This is a genomic window from Mycobacterium sp. 1465703.0, assembly GCF_001672975.1.
Lineage (GTDB): Bacteria > Actinomycetota > Actinomycetes > Mycobacteriales > Mycobacteriaceae > Mycobacterium.
On the sequence record NZ_LZKU01000203.1, the window covers coordinates 14,469 to 31,647 of the forward strand.

At 66.5% G+C, this 17,179-nt stretch carries 17 protein-coding genes and 1 tRNA gene; 9 read left to right on the forward strand and 9 right to left on the reverse strand.

The features are described from left to right. Nucleotides 1-19 precede the first annotated feature (19 nt). The gene (locus tag A5625_RS18625; RefSeq protein WP_066997128.1) at nucleotides 20-1,603 is read left to right on the forward strand and encodes an HNH endonuclease signature motif containing protein; all 1,584 of its coding nucleotides are present in this window, start codon (nucleotides 20-22) and stop codon (nucleotides 1,601-1,603) included. Between the two features lie 33 nt (nucleotides 1,604-1,636). Here A5625_RS18625 and A5625_RS18630 read toward each other — a convergent pair whose 3' ends face one another. After that, a complete protein-coding gene (locus A5625_RS18630; protein ID WP_066997131.1) occupies nucleotides 1,637-2,866 on the reverse strand; it encodes a PPE family protein in 1,230 nt (409 codons plus the stop codon). A gap of 11 nt (nucleotides 2,867-2,877) precedes the next feature. Continuing rightward, complete coding sequence (locus A5625_RS18635) at nucleotides 2,878-3,177, reverse strand: PE family protein (RefSeq protein WP_066997134.1); 300 nt, start codon at nucleotides 3,175-3,177, stop codon at nucleotides 2,878-2,880. A 504-nt stretch (nucleotides 3,178-3,681) separates the two neighbouring features. Between A5625_RS18635 and A5625_RS18640 the strand changes: the two genes are divergently transcribed. The 3 genes from A5625_RS18640 (at nucleotide 3,682) to A5625_RS18650 (ending at nucleotide 5,920) form a co-directional block, all read left to right on the forward strand. Further along, nucleotides 3,682-3,975: a hypothetical protein gene (locus A5625_RS18640; protein WP_066997137.1), complete on the forward strand. Its 294-nt coding sequence runs from the start codon at nucleotides 3,682-3,684 to the stop codon at nucleotides 3,973-3,975. Nucleotides 3,976-4,044: 69 nt separating this feature from the next. Next, a complete protein-coding gene (locus A5625_RS18645) occupies nucleotides 4,045-5,025 on the forward strand; it encodes a hypothetical protein (protein WP_156748353.1) in 981 nt (326 codons plus the stop codon). A 148-nt stretch (nucleotides 5,026-5,173) separates the two neighbouring features. Then, the gene (locus A5625_RS18650; RefSeq protein WP_066997142.1) at nucleotides 5,174-5,920 is read left to right on the forward strand and encodes an SIMPL domain-containing protein; all 747 of its coding nucleotides are present in this window, start codon (nucleotides 5,174-5,176) and stop codon (nucleotides 5,918-5,920) included. A gap of 132 nt (nucleotides 5,921-6,052) precedes the next feature. On the opposite strand, the gene hpt is transcribed toward A5625_RS18650, so the two are convergent. The 4 genes from hpt to dacB are packed head-to-tail and all read right to left on the reverse strand — an operon-like array spanning nucleotide 6,053 to nucleotide 10,102. Further along, entirely contained in the window at nucleotides 6,053-6,664 is a 612-nt protein-coding gene (hpt, locus tag A5625_RS18655; protein WP_066997145.1) for a hypoxanthine phosphoribosyltransferase, read from the reverse strand. Nucleotides 6,665-6,714: 50 nt separating this feature from the next. Then, nucleotides 6,715-7,689 carry a tRNA lysidine(34) synthetase TilS gene (gene tilS / locus A5625_RS18660; protein WP_066997148.1) on the reverse strand — a complete coding sequence of 325 codons (975 nt, stop codon included), beginning with the start codon at nucleotides 7,687-7,689 and terminating at the stop codon, nucleotides 6,715-6,717. Beyond that, on the reverse strand, nucleotides 7,668-8,720 hold the full coding sequence (locus A5625_RS18665) for a zinc-dependent metalloprotease (protein ID WP_066997272.1): 1,053 nt from the start codon (nucleotides 8,718-8,720) through the stop codon (nucleotides 7,668-7,670). The genes tilS and A5625_RS18665 overlap by 22 nt, the downstream gene beginning before the upstream one ends. Further along, nucleotides 8,717-10,102 carry a D-alanyl-D-alanine carboxypeptidase/D-alanyl-D-alanine-endopeptidase gene (dacB, locus tag A5625_RS18670; protein ID WP_156748357.1) on the reverse strand — a complete coding sequence of 462 codons (1,386 nt, stop codon included), beginning with the start codon at nucleotides 10,100-10,102 and terminating at the stop codon, nucleotides 8,717-8,719. Before dacB ends, A5625_RS18665 begins: the two co-directional genes overlap by 4 nt. A gap of 122 nt (nucleotides 10,103-10,224) precedes the next feature. Here dacB and A5625_RS18675 point away from each other — a divergent pair, with 122 nt between their 5' ends. After that, a complete protein-coding gene (locus A5625_RS18675) occupies nucleotides 10,225-10,713 on the forward strand; it encodes an inorganic diphosphatase (RefSeq protein WP_066997154.1) in 489 nt (162 codons plus the stop codon). Here A5625_RS18675 and A5625_RS18680 read toward each other — a convergent pair. Continuing rightward, entirely contained in the window at nucleotides 10,694-11,803 is a 1,110-nt protein-coding gene (locus A5625_RS18680; protein WP_066997157.1) for a DUF475 domain-containing protein, read from the reverse strand. The genes A5625_RS18675 and A5625_RS18680 overlap by 20 nt on opposite strands. Before the next feature lie 129 nt (nucleotides 11,804-11,932). Here A5625_RS18680 and A5625_RS18685 point away from each other — a divergent pair, with 129 nt between their 5' ends. Genes A5625_RS18685 through A5625_RS18695 form a run of 3 tightly spaced genes read left to right on the forward strand, consistent with a single transcriptional unit; the run spans nucleotide 11,933 to nucleotide 14,293 of the window. Continuing rightward, nucleotides 11,933-13,201, forward strand: a complete 1,269-nt coding sequence (locus A5625_RS18685) for a hypothetical protein (protein ID WP_066997160.1) — start codon at nucleotides 11,933-11,935, stop codon at nucleotides 13,199-13,201. A gap of 35 nt (nucleotides 13,202-13,236) precedes the next feature. Then, nucleotides 13,237-13,938, forward strand: a complete 702-nt coding sequence (locus A5625_RS18690; RefSeq protein ID WP_066997163.1) for a glycosyltransferase family 2 protein — start codon at nucleotides 13,237-13,239, stop codon at nucleotides 13,936-13,938. Nucleotides 13,939-13,951: 13 nt separating this feature from the next. After that, nucleotides 13,952-14,293 carry a DUF2304 domain-containing protein gene (locus tag A5625_RS18695; RefSeq protein WP_066997166.1) on the forward strand — a complete coding sequence of 114 codons (342 nt, stop codon included), beginning with the start codon at nucleotides 13,952-13,954 and terminating at the stop codon, nucleotides 14,291-14,293. Here the strand turns inward: A5625_RS18695 and A5625_RS18700 are convergent. Beyond that, on the reverse strand, nucleotides 14,290-15,234 hold the full coding sequence (locus tag A5625_RS18700; RefSeq protein ID WP_156748359.1) for an NAD-dependent epimerase/dehydratase family protein: 945 nt from the start codon (nucleotides 15,232-15,234) through the stop codon (nucleotides 14,290-14,292). The two genes, A5625_RS18695 and A5625_RS18700, sit on opposite strands and share 4 nt — an antisense overlap. Here A5625_RS18700 and A5625_RS18705 point away from each other — a divergent pair. Next, entirely contained in the window at nucleotides 15,200-17,017 is a 1,818-nt protein-coding gene (locus tag A5625_RS18705; RefSeq protein ID WP_156748361.1) for a hypothetical protein, read from the forward strand. The genes A5625_RS18700 and A5625_RS18705 overlap by 35 nt on opposite strands. Before the next feature lie 4 nt (nucleotides 17,018-17,021). Here A5625_RS18705 and A5625_RS18710 read toward each other — a convergent pair. Next, nucleotides 17,022-17,097 (reverse strand) — tRNA-Thr (locus A5625_RS18710). Nucleotides 17,098-17,179 lie beyond the last annotated feature (82 nt).

Sequence of the window (17,179 nt, forward strand, 5' to 3'; positions counted from 1 at the left end):
TGGGCTTACAATCGAATGTATGTTCGAACTGCCGTCGGATCCTCGTTCTCTGGTGGGGGTCATCGAGTGCACGCACCGGGAGGAATCAATCCTGGTAGCCCGCCGGCTGGCGGCGGTGGCGGCGTTGCTTCGGCATCGAATTGCCATCGCCGAACAGCCCGAGCGCGAGTACGCCGAAATCGACGGCTTCGACCAGACCGCGGCCGAGGTCGCCGCCGCGATGAACCTCTCGCCCGTGGGAGCCAGCTACCTGGTGTCGTACGCGGAGGCCCTCGACACGAGGCTACCCAAAGTCGCTGCCCTGCTAGCCGAAGGCCGAACAGACTGGCGCACAGTGCGGTTGATCATCACCCGCACCGACCTGGTCACCGACGGTGCAATAATCGCCAAGCTCGATCGTTCGCTCGCCGACCGCATCGGCAACTGGCAAGGCTGGTCGAGGCAGCGGATCGTCAACGCGGTCGACGCCGCCGTGCGCTGCTTCGATCTAGATGCTGCCCGTGAGCGCCGCCTTGCCGCCGAGACCGACCGTCACATTGCAATCCGCGCGAAAGACGATGGGATGGCGGAGATCTACGGCTCGGTCGCGGCCGCCGCGGCGGCCGCGTTTGACCGCCGGCTCTCGCAGCTCGCCAAACAGGTGTGCCCTGCCGATCCCCGGACATTCGATCAGCGCCGGGCCGACGCGTTGGCCGCATTGACCGAGGGCCGTGAATTGGCCTGTGCCTGCGGCCAACCGGAGTGCCCCGTTCGTGCGGCCGACCCCGGCCCCGCCGGTGATCGTCCCGGGGCGCGCGTCGTCATCAACGTGGTGGCCAGCGAACAGACCGTCCACGCCAACGGCGCTGAGCCCGGCTATTTGGAGGGCTATGGCCTCATCGACGCCGAGCAGGTACGCCAATTGGCTGCTGCCGCATCCCTACTCGTCGCCAGTCCGGTAACCAGCCCGGCCGAGGCACTGCGCTATCAACCGTCTGCAGCGCTTGTGCGGGCCGTCCGATGCCGCGATCTGACGTGTCGCTTTCCCGGATGCAGCCGCCCTGCCGTTGTCTGCGACCTAGACCACACCGTTCCGTTCAATCACCAGGATCCGGCGGGCGGTGGCCAGACGGTAGCGGAAAACCTCAAATGTCTTTGCCGTCAACATCACCGACTGAAAACGTTCGGTGGGTGGAGCGATCAGCAACTGACTGATGGCACTGTCGTTTGGACCTCTCCCACTGGACGAATTTATCGCACCGCACCGGCCGGTGCGGATCTGTTCCCGCCGGCGCGCGGTCCGGCGTGCATGCCGCCGACGCCCAACAGAACAAGCCGATCGAAACAGCGAAGCGCGCGAATCAACCTGGTCCGCAAACACAATCGTGATCAGCGGCCGATCAATGAAGCGCGGGTGCGACTGGAGCAGGCCCGAAAACAGGAGATCGCGTCGCGCAGATTCCGAAACCACATGCGCGACATGCTGTTCTTGTTCAAGGGCACACCGAGTACCAGCCCCTACTGCACTTGGGTAAACGATCCCAGAGAGCCCGAAGAATTACCGCCGGATTGGCGGCCCGATGAGCCGGCGCTGCAGCCCTTGCCGGACGATCCACCCTTCTAATTCTGTCCCAGTCGCAACATTGCCGGTCTCGGATCAGCCTCCCGCCGGGGGTTGGGCGATGACGGTGGGCTTGAAACCGTATCGGGGCGCCACAAAGTGGGCACCGGCGCCGCGCTCCGCCCCGCCGGTGGGCATCATCGGCACCCCACCGATCGCATTCGTGGCACGGTCAACCGCCCCCGCAGCGGTGGCGCCGTTGAGGGCGACGGCCACCGAAGGTGCCGTAGGGACCGTGCTCGCCCAAGCCGCCGGCACCGATAATCCACCGACAGATGCCGCCTTTCCGACAGCTCCGCCAACCGCGCCCACCGAGCCCAGGCCCGCGCCCGAAGCGGCGGCCGGGAGCGCGGCTTCTGCGGCCTTGGCGACGCCGTCGGTGGCCGACTTAGCGGCCGGCATCATGCCTTGAGCGATGCCCTGGATGTCTTTGAAAGACGTGGTGAAAAGCCGCGTCGGAGAAATCAGCCGGATGAACGCGTCGAAAGGCGTGCTGGCATCCAATATCTGCGACCCGGTCAGGCCCTCGAGCAGATCACCCAGCGGGCCCCCCACCACCAGACCGTCGCCTTCGGGGTTCAGGCTGATTCCGCCCAGGGAAGGCGTCGGATCGGCGGACGACGTCGGATTGTTTGTCGACCCGGCCAGCGCAGACAACGTTTGGGGCAGCGCATCCTGCGCGCTCTCGCTTCCGGCCGCTTGGGTCACCGCGGCGGCCTGACGAACCGGGCCGGCCGGGTTGGTAGCCGGTTCGGCGGGCTCGAATGGCGGCAACGTCGACGCGGCGGCCGACTCACCGGCGTATCCGTACATCGCGCCGGCGTCTTGAGCCCACATCTCGCCGTATTGGGCCTCGGTAGCCGCAATGGCCGGGATGTTCTGGCCGAGGAAATTCGTCGCCAGCAACTCCGTCAGCAAGGCCCGATTGGCCGCAATCACCGGCGGTGGCACCGTTTCGGCGAACGCCAACTCGTAGGCACCCGCCGCCGCCACCGCTTGAGTGGCGGCCTGTTCGGCCTTTGCGCCCGTGCCGAGTAACCACGCCACTTGTGGGGCAACCGCAGCGAGCATTGCCGAGGCGGCCGGCCCCTGCCATGGTCCGTCGGTGAGGCCCGCCATCACCGCCGCGTAGGCGGCGGCCGCAGATCGCAACTCGATGGCCAGGCCTTCCCAGGCCGCCGCGGCGGCTAGCAGTGGCGCGGAACCGGGCCCTGCGTACATCAGCGCGGAGTTGATCTCCGGCGGCAACTGCGCGAAGTCGAGCATGGTGTTCTCGCTTAACCGACCGCGGCAGTGTTGGCGATCTCCGTGGCAGCGTACGAACCGGCGCTGATGCCAAGCGTTGTCGCCAACTGCTCACGAACCAGTGCCGCCTGCGCACTGATCTCCTGGAAGAGCTGGCCGTGTTGGGAGAATCGCTGCGCGGTCAATATCGATACCGCGTCAGCAGCGGCGGGGGTCACCCTGGTCGTGGGGGGTGCCACCGCCGAACTTCCCTCCCGCACGGACGCATTGATCCTGTGCACTTCGCGAGAAGCAGCATCCAGTATTTCGGGCTGCACCATCAAGAACGACATGTCTTCTCAAAACCCTTTCATATCAATATCTCTCGGCACCGCTAGAGGTACCCAGTCAGATGCCTGGACACGTTAGGCCAGTCATGTCCAGAGAGAACAGGCCGAGAGTGGCTAATTCATGACCAGGATGGGAACTGTTCACTTAGCTGATCTGAAATGCTGCATCATTTGGAAATTGTATGAAAGTGTTTGTAAACACATATGTTTGGGGTCATATAAGAACTTATATGAGGCTACGGACGTGGTCATTGGGATTTGCCGGAAGATTTGGACGGGGCGCTGGGCTGAACCTGGGTGCGGCGTAACCAGGAAACGTGCGCCCTGGATGCGCGCGATGGTTCTCCGCAGTATCGAGATATGAGCAACACAACGGTGGACGCTGCGGAGAAGGTGCCGCGCACGACAGAAGCAGCACCTTGACGCGGTGGATGGCCACACTCCCGGTTCGGCCCAGTTAGCGTGGCGGCGCGCCAAACATGTTTCGGCGCAGTACAATTGGCCGGGATGCTGGCGGGATTCATCGTCGGGCCAGTCGCAACGCCCGCCCTGATATGGCTTGCCCTGGCCCTGGACCTGCCGCTGGTGATGATAGTCGCCCTGCTCATCGTCATGGCTTTAGTGTCAAATGGGCTGTCACATATCATTATTCACGTCTGCAAGCTGAGCGAAGCCAGCGCCGCCGCAGGCCGCCTTATGGACGTCGCGGCGAGTCGATCTCGAAAGACTTGTCAGCCTCGATCGCCGTTGCGGCCGGCAGCGCGATCGACCGAGCGGACCAATGCGCACGTGTTTCGCTAATCCCCTGCGGATAGCGATATCACCGTCTATCGTCCGCGATTAGATACCGGACACGCCGAAGTAGGCAGCATGAACGACCAGAAACCAACGCCCATCACACTTGCCATATACCGTGACCTACGCGTCGGCATGGTGATCGTAACGCTGATGGTATTCGTGGCCATCGTCATCGAACAGCTGTCGGCAACCTGCTGGCAATTCGCCCTCAGTGCTTACTATTACACCTCCGCGCACAGCATCCTGATCGCCGCGCTTCTGGCGCTCGGCACGCTATTCATCATGTACAAGGGCAGCAACGACACCGAGGATGCGCTGTTGACTCTCGCGGGTGTTTCCGCGTTGATGATCGCGATGGTGCCACAGGGTCCGCTCACGCCCGAGGAACGGTGTGGGCAACATGATCTGCCGGATGCATTCAAGCCCGCAATTCAGCCCAACGTCTGGGCGGTCGTCGTCGCACTGATTGTGGGCTGGACGGCGATGGCCGTGCTGCACTGGCGCAACCACACTCGGCATAAGAAAAGCCCGTTGGGAACTGCGGCGCTGTGGATCTTCTGGGTGATTATGGCGGTCGGCTTCATTACCCTTGTCTTTTTCCCAAACACGTTCTACGCGCATATCCACGGCATCGCCGGTTTCCTGATGCTTTTGTCCTTCATCATCACCGTGTTCTGCGCCGCACTCGTCGTCGGGCACGAGGACCCGGTGAAGGCACCGAACAAGGACCGCTATAAGTGGTGCTACCGGATCGTGGCCGTAGTGATGGTGGTGACGTTAATCGCAGTTGTCGCAGTACATCTCAAGCATCCCAGGTGGGAGCCGTGGGTCATTTGGCTGGAATCGGCGGTGATCATCGAGTTCGCCTTGTACTGGGCGATTCAAACCTGGGAACTGTGGAATTCGCCTGACCGCATTGGGCGTCTCCCCGACGACGTCCAGAGGCGACTGGCGGATAAGCGGACGAAGGACGGCGGATTTCGTGGATTCAGGTCCGATCCGACCGAACCACCCGACGAGGGTCCGGGCGGAAGGATACTGCCGCTTCTGTAGTGCGGACCGGCTGCGGACAAGGCAACGAAGCGCACCAATCACGCGCTCACGCAAGGGCAATTGTGTGCAACGCCCAGTCGTGAAGCGGGCAGCCCGTAGCGGACGAAGCAACCTCGATTCGAAGCACCGTAGACGCTAGGGTCCAGTCATGCCGAAACCCAGCAGTGAAAGTCTTGTCCGCCGAACGATCGCTCTCGCCGCGGTCGCCACGGCGGGCCTGGCCATCGCCGCAGTGTCGGCGTGCGACAAGCACAATCCGCCGCCGTCCGGCGCCAACCCCCGTCAGGTCACGGTGGTGGGTACCGGCCAGGTTCAAGGCGTCCCGGACACCTTGACCGCCGACGTCGGCATCGAATTCACCGCGCCCGACGTCACCACCGCGATGAATCAGACCAACGACCGTCAACAGGCGGTCATCAACGCACTTGCCGACGCCGGCATCGACCGCAAGGACATCAGCACCACCGAGGTCACGCTGTCGCCGGAATACAACAACCCCAGTTCCGGTGGTACGGCCGCAATCAGCGGGTACCGCGCCACCAACGCCATCGCCGTCAAGATCCACCCGACGGATGCCGCGTCGCGGCTGCTGGCCCTCATCGTCGGCACGGGCGGCGACGCCACCCGGATCAGATCCGTCCGCTATTCCATCGCCGACGATTCACAACTGGTCAAGGATGCCCGGTCTCGGGCGTTCAACGACGCCAAGAGCCGCGCCGAGCAGTACGCCCAGCTATCCGGGCTCCGGCTGGGCCGGGTGCTGTCCATCTCGGAGGCCACCGGCAACACTCCGCCACCGGCCGGGGCACCGCGGGCGATGCCGTCCATGGTCCCTCTGGAACCCGGGCAGCAGACGGTGAAGTTCTCGGTGACCGCGGTGTGGGAGTTGGACTGAGCCCGACGGCGGCCACCCGCCGCGCCCGGCTTCGCCGCGCTTGCGATCGCCGCTAGCCCGACGGCGGCCACCCGCCGCGCCCGGCCTCGCCGCGCTTGCGATCGCCGCTAGCCCGACGAACCAGCCGCTGGCCTACTGCTGGTAGACCCTGGGGTCCAGGGTGCCGATGTAGGACAGGTCGCGATAGCGCTCGTCGTAATCGAGGCCGTACCCGACGACGAAGTCGTTGGGAATGTCAAAGCCCACGTAGGCGATGTCGACGTGGGCGCCCTGCGCGTCGGGTTTGCGCAGCAGGGTGCACACTCGCAGCGAGCGCGGGTGACGCGTTTTGAGGTTGCGCAGCAGCCAGGACAAGGTCAGGCCGGAGTCGACGACGTCCTCGACGATCAGCACGTCGCGGCCCTGGATGTCGCGATCCAAGTCCTTGAGAATTCGCACCACGCCCGAGGAGGACGTCGAAGACCCGTAGGAGCTGACAGCCATGAATTCGAACTGGGTGGGCACCGGGATCGCCCGGGCCAGGTCGGTGACAAAGATCACAGCACCCTTGAGCACGGTGATCAGCAGGAGATCCTGACCGGTCTTGGTCGCCGCGTCGCGGTAATGCTCTCCGATTTCCTGACCGAGTTCGGCGATTCTCGCCTGAATTTGCGCCGACGTAAGCAGGACAGACTTGATATCCCCGGGGTACAGCTCCGCGGGCTGGGAGGGGGTGATCGCCGAGGAGATCTGAGCCACGCCCACAGAGTGCCACGACGGCGGGCGAATAACCAATGGCAGCCCCGATATTGCGGTTACTGGATCGGCTTGCCGACCGGCTCGCGCCACAACGTCAGGACGCCGTCGCGACGGCCCGCGAACAATCGCTCATCCCGCAGGGGCGACCCCACCGCCACGCCGCCCTGGCCGCGCCAGCCGGTGACCAGCGTGTCCACCCCCCGGATCTGCTTGTCGGTCAGGTCTGTTGCCCCGCCCGCCAACAGCCAGGCCCGGATCACCCGGCGCCGCACGGCGCCATCCAGCGCCGCCAACGCCTGAACCCGCAGGCCGGAATCCGCCCTGGCCTCCGGCAGCGCCCGGGCGGCCAGCGTGTCGATCAATTCGGAGTCCTCCCGCAACGCCACCGCGGTGCGGGCCAGCGCCTCGGCCACGCCACCTCCCAGCACGTCTTCCAGCAACGGCAGCACCTCGTTGCGCAGCCGGGTCCGGGTGAAGCGGCGGTCGGTGTTGTGCGGATCCTGCCAGGGAACCAGGCCCAGCTCCCGGCATGCCGCGTGCGTCACCGCACGCCGCACGCCCAATAACGGCCGGCACCAAGGCGGGTCATAGGGGCGCATCCCGGCGATCGAGCGCACCCCGGACCCGCGCCCCAGCCCGAGCAGCACCGTCTCGGCCTGGTCGTCGAGCGTGTGGCCCAGCAGCACGGGGCCGGCGGTGTAGGCGCTCAACGCGGTGTAGCGGGCGGCGCGCGCCGCCGCCTCGGGCCCGCCTCGGTTGCCCACCTGCACCCGAACCACTTGCGCCGCAACGCATCCCAATGCGTCGGCCTGTGCCCGGGCGGTGTCGGCGACGGCGGCCGAGTCGGGCTGCAGGCCATGGTCGACGATCACCGCGGTGGTGGGCCGCAGCTGGGCCGCGACCGCGGTGAGCGCCAGGGAATCGGGGCCGCCGGACAGCGCCACGCACCACTGTTCGACGGCGGCGAGGTGGGCCTTGCTGAACGCCTCGACGGCCGCACGCAGTTGGCCTACAGCACCCTGTCGATCCATCGCTGGGGTTCTTCGATCTCGATGGGCAACGGCAGCGTCTCGGGGCCCGTCCAGATGGCGTTGAACTGCGCCATTCCCACCCGACCGACCACATGGTCGACGAACGCCTTACCGCGGGTATATTGGCTGAGCTTGGCGTCGAGCCCCAACAGTGCGCGCAACAAACGCTGCAGTGGCGGCTGCTTGCGGTGGCGGCGCTCGTCGAACCGGCGGCGGATGGTGGCTACCGATGGCACCGCCATCGGCCCGACGGCATCCATGACGTGGTCGGCGTGGCCCTCCAGCAGGGTGCCCAGCACCAGCAACTGATCCAGCGCCTGCCGCTGGGGTTCGGACTGCACCGCGCGCACCAGGCCGAGAATTCCGGCCGAGTTGGCGTCCGAATCCGCAGCCGCGCTGCCTCGGTTGCGGGCATAGTCGGCGAGCCGGCTGATCACCTGGCCCATGTCCTCACCGGCGTCGCGGGTCAACAGGCCCAGCGCTTCGGACATGTAGTCGGGCAGCCAGGGGTTCGCGGTGAACTGGACCCGATGGGTGACCTCGTGCAGGCACACCCACAGCCGGAAATCGGACGGCTGGATCCGCAGCTGGCGCTCGACGGCGATGACGTTGGGATACACCAGCAGTAGGCAACCGGTCTTGCCGTCGGCGAAGGGGTCGTATTGCCCGAGGATCCCCGAGGACACGTAGGCCAGGACGGCGCCCGTCTGCGCACCGGTGACGCGGCCGGTGAAAAACCCGCGGGGCTTGTCGCTGCCGTTCATCATCACCCGCATCGACTCGGTGGCCGCGGCGATCCACTCCGGGCGGTCGACGATGCGCGCGGCGGGCACTGTGCCGTTCGTGACCAGGCCGGTGACATCACGCACCAAGGGTTCGGCTTTGACGGACGCACCGGCAAGTTCGTCGATCACCTGGCCGCGGGTGTAGTCGCTGGACGGCGGGCCCGGCCGGGCCAGCCGTCGACCGACCGTGGCCGCGAATTGCCAGTCGACGGTAGTACCCAGCGTCAGGTCCGGCGCCGGCGTCATGAGCACCCGCAGAACCACAGCCGAGTCGCCAACGCGTCCATGACATTGCGGCCGTTCGGGCCGGAGCCGTTGGAGATGAAGGCGAAAGTGAGCACCCGCCCACTTCGGTCGGTGAGCACCCCGGCCAGCGCATTGATGTCGGTCAGGGAGCCGGTTTTGGCCCGCAACCAGCCCGCGGGACCCTGGGCCGTGGACGCGTCGGTGAAGCGATCGGCCAGCGTTCCGCTGCCGGCGGCGATGGGCAGCAGATCCAGCAGCGCGCGCAGCGACGGCTGGTCGGGCCCCGCGGCGGCCTGCAAGACGCCATCGAGCGTCTTAGCCGTCAGCCGGTCGTCGACCGAGAGCCCGCTGGAATCCAGCAGCACCACGCCGGTGGTGTCGACGTGGGCGGTGGTCAACCGGTTGGTCACCGCGTCGGCGGCGCCGGCGAAGCTGCGCGGCCGGTTGATCGCGCCCGCCACCTCGCGGGCGATGCTTTCGGCCAGCACGTTGTCGGAGTGGTCCATCATCTCGGACAGCCGCTGCACCAGCGGCGCCGACTGCACGACCGCCAGCTGCCGCGCCCCCGACGGTGCGGTGGCGGTGGTCACGGCGTTCGGGTCCAGGCCCAGCGCCTTGGCCAACTCCCGTCCGGCGTCCAGTGCCGGCGTCCGGGACCGGCGCGAGTTGACCGTTGTGGGCTGGATGCGTCCGGCGTCGATCATCACCGGCTCGATCGGCGCGATGTCGCCGTTGTCGACGTCGGCCGCGTCCCAGCCCTGTGCCATCGTCGGCCCGCTGAACGCCGAGATGTCCACTTGCACCGCTGTGGGCGTCACGCCGCTGCGGCGGATCTGTTCGACGAGATCGCTGATCCGGGCCGACCCCCGGTACCAGCTCTCCACGCCTGGCGGTGCCGCCGACAGCACCGGATCGCCCGCGCCCACCAGCACCACCGGCCCCTGCGCGTTCTGGCTGCCGGCCACCACGCGGGTGCTGATGCGGGCCTGATGGTCCAACGTCAGCAATGCCGCGGCCGCCGTGAGCACCTTGTTGGTCGACGCAGGCACCAGCGGCATGTCATCGGCCACCTGCCACAACTCTTTTCCGGTGATGGCGTCGGTGATCCGGCCGCCTAACCGGCCCAGGTTGGGGTCGCCCGCCACCGGCGCCAGCATCGCGGCGACCCCGGGTCCGCTGGGTAGCTCTGCGGTCTCGCTCACCGGGGTCATTCCCGGCTTGACCGGCGGTGCATGCGGAGCCGGTATCGGGGCATGTGCGCTGTTGGCGCCGTGTCCGGTCGTGGTGAAGAACGTCGCAGCCACCACTACGGCGACGACGAACGCCAGCACGCCCAACCCGATGAACACTGGGGTGGATTTTTGCCAGCGAGTACGGGCCATCACTCTCCTGACTGTCTGAACCCATTCTGCCGAATCGGCGGGCATGGGCTCGTCTAGGGTGTAGCAGAGCAAATTTGGCCTGCCCAAACAAACGCCTGCATACCAGACAAGGAGCCGACGCGGTGGAATTCGACGTGACCATCGAGATCCAGAAGGGCCAGCGGAACAAGTACGAGGTCGACCACGAGACTGGACGGCTACGTCTGGACCGCTACCTGTACACCGCGATGGCTTATCCGACCGACTACGGCTTCATCGAGGACACCCTCGGCGAGGACGGCGACCCGCTGGACGCGATGGTGCTGCTGCCGCAATCGGTGTTTCCCGGCGTGATCGTGGAGGCCCGTCCGGTGGGCATGTTCCGGATGACCGACGAAAAAGGCGGCGACGACAAGGTTTTGTGCGTGCCGGCCGGTGACCACCGGTGGGAACACATCCAGGACATCGGGGACGTGCCGGAGTTCGAGCTGGACGTGATCAAGCATTTCTTCGTGCACTACAAGGACCTGGAACCGGGCAAGTTCGTCAAGGCCGCCGACTGGGTTGGCCGCGCCGAAGCCGAGGCGGAGATCCAGCGTTCGGTGGAGCGGTTCAAGGCTCAGGGGCACTGACACACGCGGCACTGGTCCCGTCCTGCGCCGCGGCGCGGGCGACGCGGCGATTGCGCAGGATGCTCAACGCCAGCGCCGCGACGATGACGAACACGCCGACCGAGGCGGTGACCGGCTCGGGGACTTCGAACCGCGGCTCGATGGAGCCCAGCATGATCACGGCCAGCGCCCCGATCGCCCAGTGCGCGCCGTGCTCGAGATACACATAGCGGCCCAGCGCTTCCTGGCGCACCAGATAGATGGTGATCGACCGGACGAACATCGAGCCGACCAACCCCAGCCCCAGCGCAATGATGATGGGGTCCGAGGTGATGGCGAACGCGCCGGTGACACCGTCGAACGAGAAGGCCGCGTCGAGAACTTCGAGATAGAAGAACAGGCTCAGGCCGGCCCAGCCGGTTCTCGGTAAGCCGGCTTCGTCACCGGACGGCCGAAATGCCCGGCTCAGACCGTTGACCACCAGACGGGTCACCATGCCCAGCAGGCCGGCGGTCAGTACCGTCGCCGCCTCGTCGCCGGAGTGTGTCAACTGCGTGCCCACCAGAACCAGCACGACAGCGGTCACCACCAGCGTTACCTGCCCCAGCTGACCGATGCGTGCAAACGGGACTTCAAACCACTTGAGCCACTTGATGTCTCGGTCATAGAAAACAAATTCCAGGAACAGCATCAACAGGAAGATTCCGCCGAACGCCGCGATCTGGGGGTGCGCGGCGAGGACGAGCTTTTCATAGCTGGGCGAGCCGTCCGGAAACTCCAGCGCACCGTGCGGCGGCGGATGCAGCGCCAACTTCATCGCGCGCACCGGGTCCAGGCCCGCGGTCGCCCACACGATGAGCAGCGGGAAGAACAGTCGCATACCGAACACGGCGACGAGCATCCCGATCGTCAGGAACATCCGCTGCCAGAACCGGCTCATCCGCTTCAGGATCGAGGCGTTGATGATGGCGTTGTCGAACGACAACGACACCTCGAGGGCTGCCAGTACCAGCAACAGGTAGAGACCTTTGAAGCCGCCGTAGGCAAATCCGAGGGCGAGGGCCGCCGTCGTGACCAACAGCGAAATTCCGAAGGTGCGCAGCGCGGCCATGGATCCCTTCCCGACAGCCGCTCACACTAGCGAACCCGATCGCCGCCATGGGTCATCGCTGCGCGGCGCTTACCATTTTCAAACTATGGCGATAGATCGGGCCAGCCGGCCGAAAGCGCCGCCGCCCCGATGACCGAAATCAACGCCTCACAGGGGCCGGTGGCACGCGGCAGCGTGGCCCGGGTCGGTACCGCCACCGCCGTGACGGCGCTGTGCGGTTACGCGGTGATCTATCTGGCCGCCCGCGACCTGGCGCCGAGCGGCTTTTCGGTATTCGGCGTCTTTTGGGGGGCGTTCGGCCTGGTGACCGGGGCCGCCTTTGGCCTGCTGCAAGAGACCACGCGGGAAGTCCGCTCGATGCCCTATATCGACGAGCTGGCCGCGCTGCCGGTGCGCGGCGAACCCCGTACCCATCCGCCGCGGGTGGCCATGCTGATCGGGGTTGGCGCGGCTGTGCTGGTCGCCGCCAGCTCGCCGTTGTGGAGTGGGCGGGTGTTCGTGGCCGAACGCGCGCTGTCGGTGGCACTGCTCAGCGTCGGGCTGGCCGGGTTCTGCGTGCATGCCACCCTGCTGGGCATGCTGGCCGGCACCAACCAGTGGACCCGCTACGGCGCGCTGATGGTGACCGACGCCGTCATCAGGGTGATGGTCGCCGCGGCCACCGTGGCGCTGGGATGGCGCCTGGCCGGTTTCCTGTGGGCGACGGTGGCGGGCGCGGTCGCCTGGCTGATCTTGTTGCTGGCTTCACCGGCCACCCGGGCCACCGCTCGCACGCTGACACCGGGGGGCGTGGCGACCTTCCTGCGGGGCACCGCGCATTCGATCACCGCGGCCGGTGCCAGCGCCATCCTGGTGATGGGATTTCCGGTGCTGCTGAAGCTGACCAGTGCCGAGCTCGGGGCCGAGGGCGGGGTGATCATCCTTGCCGTCACGCTGACCCGGGCGCCACTGCTGGTGCCGCTGACGGCCATGCAGGGCAACCTGATTGCACATTTCGTCGACAAGCGCAGCGACCGGGTTCGGGCCCTGCTCGCCCCGGCCGGGATCGTCGGCGCGATCGGCGCGGTCGGGGTGCTGGCCGCGGGCGCGGTGGGCCCGTGGTTGTTGCGGGTCGCCTTCGGGCCGCAGTACCACGCCAGCAGCGCACTGCTGGCCTGGCTGACAGCGGCCGCGGTGTCCATCGCCATGCTGACGCTGACCGGCGCGGCCACAGTGGCCGCCGCGCTGCACCGGGCCTATTCGCTGGGCTGGGTGAGCGCCACGGTCGCCTCGGGAATGCTGCTGTTACTACCGCTGTCCCTGCAGACCCGAACAGTGGTCGGGTTGTTGTGCGGGCCGCTGGCGGGAATCGGCGTTCATCTGGTGGCGTTGTCGCGCGCCGCGCGCTCTACCGGCTGATTTGACCTGCAGCAGCGTGTACGTTGTGGGCTTAGATGGGTACTGAAACACATTATTCGGTCGTCTGGGTCGTCATTCCCGCCTTCAACGAAGCAGCTGTCATCGGCGAGGTGGTCGCCGATGTGCGCTCCGTATTCGACCATGTGGTCTGCGTCGACGACGGCAGCGCCGACGAAACCGGTGAGATCGCCCGGCGGGCCGGAGCTCACCTGGTGCGGCATCCGATCAACCTCGGTCAGGGGGCGGCCATCCAGACCGGTGTCGAGTACGCGCGCAAACAGCCCGGAGCCCAGATCTTCGCCACCTTCGACGCCGACGGCCAGCACCGCGTCAAAGACCTGGCGACGATGGTCGACCGGTTGCTCGTCGGTGACGTCGACGTCGTCATCGGGACCCGGTTCGGCGCCCAGCGCGGTGCCCGGCCGCCGTTTGTGAAACGCATCGTGTTGCAGACCGCCGCACGACTGAGCCGTCGCGGGCGCCGACTTGGCCTGACCGACACCAACAATGGACTGCGGGTATTCAACAAGACGGTCGCCGACGGGCTGGACATCACCATGAGCGGCATGAGCCACGCCAACGAATTCATCATGTTGATCGACGAAAATCATTGGCGGGTAACCGAAGAACCGATCGAGGTGCTCTACACCGAGTACTCGATGTCGAAGGGTCAACCGCTGCTCAACGGCGTCAACATCATTTTTGACGGGTTCCTGCGAGGGAGGCTTCCGAGATGAGAAGGGTTGGAAGATGAACTGGATTCAGGTGCTGCTGATCGGGTCGATCGTCGCGCTGCTGGTCTATCTGCTGCGGTCGCGCCGCAATTCGCGGTCGAAGGCGTGGGTCAAGGTCGGCTATGTGGTGTTCGTGCTGGGCGGCATCTATGCCGTGCTGCGTCCCGATGACACCACGGTGGTGGCGCAGTGGTTCGGGGTGCGTCGCGGCACCGACCTGATGCTCTACGCGCTGATCATGGCGTTCTGCTTCACCACGCTCAGCACGTACATGCGGTTCAAGGACTTGGAACTGCGCTACGCACGACTGGCCCGGGCCATGGCGATGCAATCCGCGCAGGCGCCCGAAGCGGGCTAGGAGCCGTGGGTCTGCCGGAAGTATTCCACCGTGCGGGCCACCCCGTCGCTGAGCCTGACCTTTGGCCGCCACCCCAAAACCTTTGCGGCCGAACTGATGTCGAGGCAGGAGCGCCTGAGATCGCCGAGCCGCGGCGGCGCGAACTCGGGGTCGTCGGGTGCTCCGACGGCGGCGGCCACCGCCGAATGCAATTGGCGGTCTGAGGTTTCGATGCCGGTGCCGATGTTGAAGCGCTGCCCTCCGCCGGCGTCCCCGGACGCCTTGACGAAGGCGTCCACCACGTCATCGACGAAGACGTAGTCGCGGGTGTTGCTGCCGTCGCCAAAAACCTTGGTGGGCTTACCCGATAGCAGCGCCTGAGCGAAGATCGCCACCACGCCGGCTTCACCGTGCGGATCCTGACGTGGGCCATACACGTTGCCCGGGGCGATGTGCGAGCACTCCAAGCCGTACAGATGGCGGAAGGTGTTCAGGTAAATCTCGCCCGCCACTTTGCCCGCGGCATATGGCGATGCCGGGTCGGTGGGCAGCGTCTCCGGGGTGGGGTAGCGCGATGGGGTGCCGTAGATGGACCCACCCGAGGAGGTGTGCACGACCTTGCGGACCTGCGCCCGGCGTGCCGCCTCGGCCAGCCGCACCGTGCCGATGACGTTGACCGAAGCATCGAACTGCGGGTCGGCCACCGAATGCCGCACGTCGATCTGGGCGGCCAGGTGGAACACCACCTCCGGGCGGTGCTCTTCGAAGATCGCCTCCAGGTCGGCGGTCACGATGTCCGCCTCGACGAAGACGTGTGCCGGATTGTCGGCCAGGTGTTCGAGGTTGGTCGCGCGGCCGGAAGCGAAGTTGTCGAGCCCCACCACCGCATGACCGTCGGCCAACAGACGGTCGACTAGCGTCGAGCCGATGAATCCGGCTGCTCCGGTAACCAGTGCACGCACCGGCCCACCATACATAGCGGTCGTGGCCGCCGCGCTCATCGCGGTGCAGCTGGTGGTGCGCGCGGTGCTGGCGTTCGGAGGCTACTTCTATTGGGACGACCTGATCCTCATCGGCAAGGCCGGCACCCACAATCTGCTCGCGCCGGCGTACCTGTTCGACGACCACGACGGGCATGTCATGCCCGGGGCATTTCTGGTCGCGGGCATCATCATCCGGTTGGCGCCGCTGAACTGGACCTGGCCCGCGGTCAGCCTGCTGGTGCTGCAACTGCTGGCCTCGCTGGCGTTGCTGCGTGCGCTGTACGTCATCCTGGGCTGGCGGCCGGTGCTGTTGATCCCGCTCACGTTTGCGTTGTTCACTCCGTTGGGTGTGCCCGGATTCGCGTGGTGGGCGGCAGCGCTGAACTCGTTGCCGATGCTGGCGGCGCTGGCCGGGGTGTGCGCCGACGCCATCCTGCTGGTGCGCACCGGCCAACAGCGCTACGCGGTGACCGGGGTGCTGGTCTACTTCGGCGGGTTGCTGTTCTTCGAAAAGTCGGCGGTGATCCCGTTTGTCGCATTCGCGGTGACCGCGTTGCTGTGCCACGTCAACGGTGATCGGAGCCTGAGATCTGCGCTCGCGACGGCGTGGCGGGCCGGCATGCGATTGTGGGTCGCCGCACTGGCGCTCACCGCCGCTTGGGTCGCGCTGTATCTGGCCGTGGTCAATCAGCAGCGGTGGAGTTCGGATCTGTCGATGACGTGGCAGCTGCTGGTGCGCTCGGTCACGCACGGCATCGTGCCGGGGCTGGCCGGCGGCCCGTGGCACTGGGACCGATGGGCGCCGGCCTCACCGTGGGCCACTCCCCCGCCGTCGGTGATGGCGCTGGGCTGGCTGGTGCTGGCTGGAATCGTGGCGGTGTCGCTGCTGCGCAAGGAGCGGATCGGGCCGGTGTGGCTGACCGCCGTCGGCTACGCGGTGGCCTGCCAGGTGCCGATCTATCTGATGAGGTCGTCGAGGCAGACCGCGCTGGAACTCGCGCAGACGCTGCGCTACCTGCCGGATCTCGTCGTGGTGCTGGCTCTGCTGGCCGCCGTGGCATTGCGCGCCCCTAACCGGCGGACCGGACCGCGTTGGCTCGATGCGTCGCCGAAACGCACCGCCGTGGCGGCGGGTTCAGCGGTGTTGTTCGCGGCCAGCAGCCTGTACTCGACGGCCACGTTCCTGACCAGCTGGCGCGACAGCCCCGTCCAGCCCTACCTCCGCAATGCTCGGGCCGATCTGGCCGCGGCGCATGCGGCCTCGGATGCGCCGCTGCTGGATCAGGAGGTCGATCCGTTGATCCTGCAGCGGGTGGCCGCGCCGGAGAATCTGGCCAGCCACCTGTTCGCGCTGCTGCGCGATAGACCCGAGTTCGCCTCTGCCACAACGCAATTACGCATGTTCGACCGTTCGGGCCGGCTGATCAACGCGCGGGTGACCTGGGTTCGGACCATCGCGCCGGGACCGATGCCGCAATGCGGGTACTTCGCCCAACCGGACAAACCGGCGCGCATGGCCCTCGACGGCCCGCTGCTGCCGGCCGACTGGACCGTCGAACTGAACTACCTGGCCAACAGCGACGGATCGATGACCTTGTCGATGACCCACGGACCTGAGGTGAAAGTGCCGGTGCATCCCGGGCTCAACCGGGTCTTCGCCCGCATTCCGGGCGCCGGGGACGCAATCACCGTGCGGGCCAACACCACCGCGCTGGCGTTGTGCATCGCGTCGGGCCCGGTCGGATTCGTCGCACCCGTGTAAAAAATGGAGCCGCCTGGGGGAATCGAACCCCCGACCTATTCATTACGAGTGAATCGCTCTACCGACTGAGCTAAGGCGGCATACCCGCACGCCGGGCGGCACGAGTCTACGGCAGGCGGGCGGGCACCACGAAATCAGGATTGCCCGCTCGCCCCCTCGCCG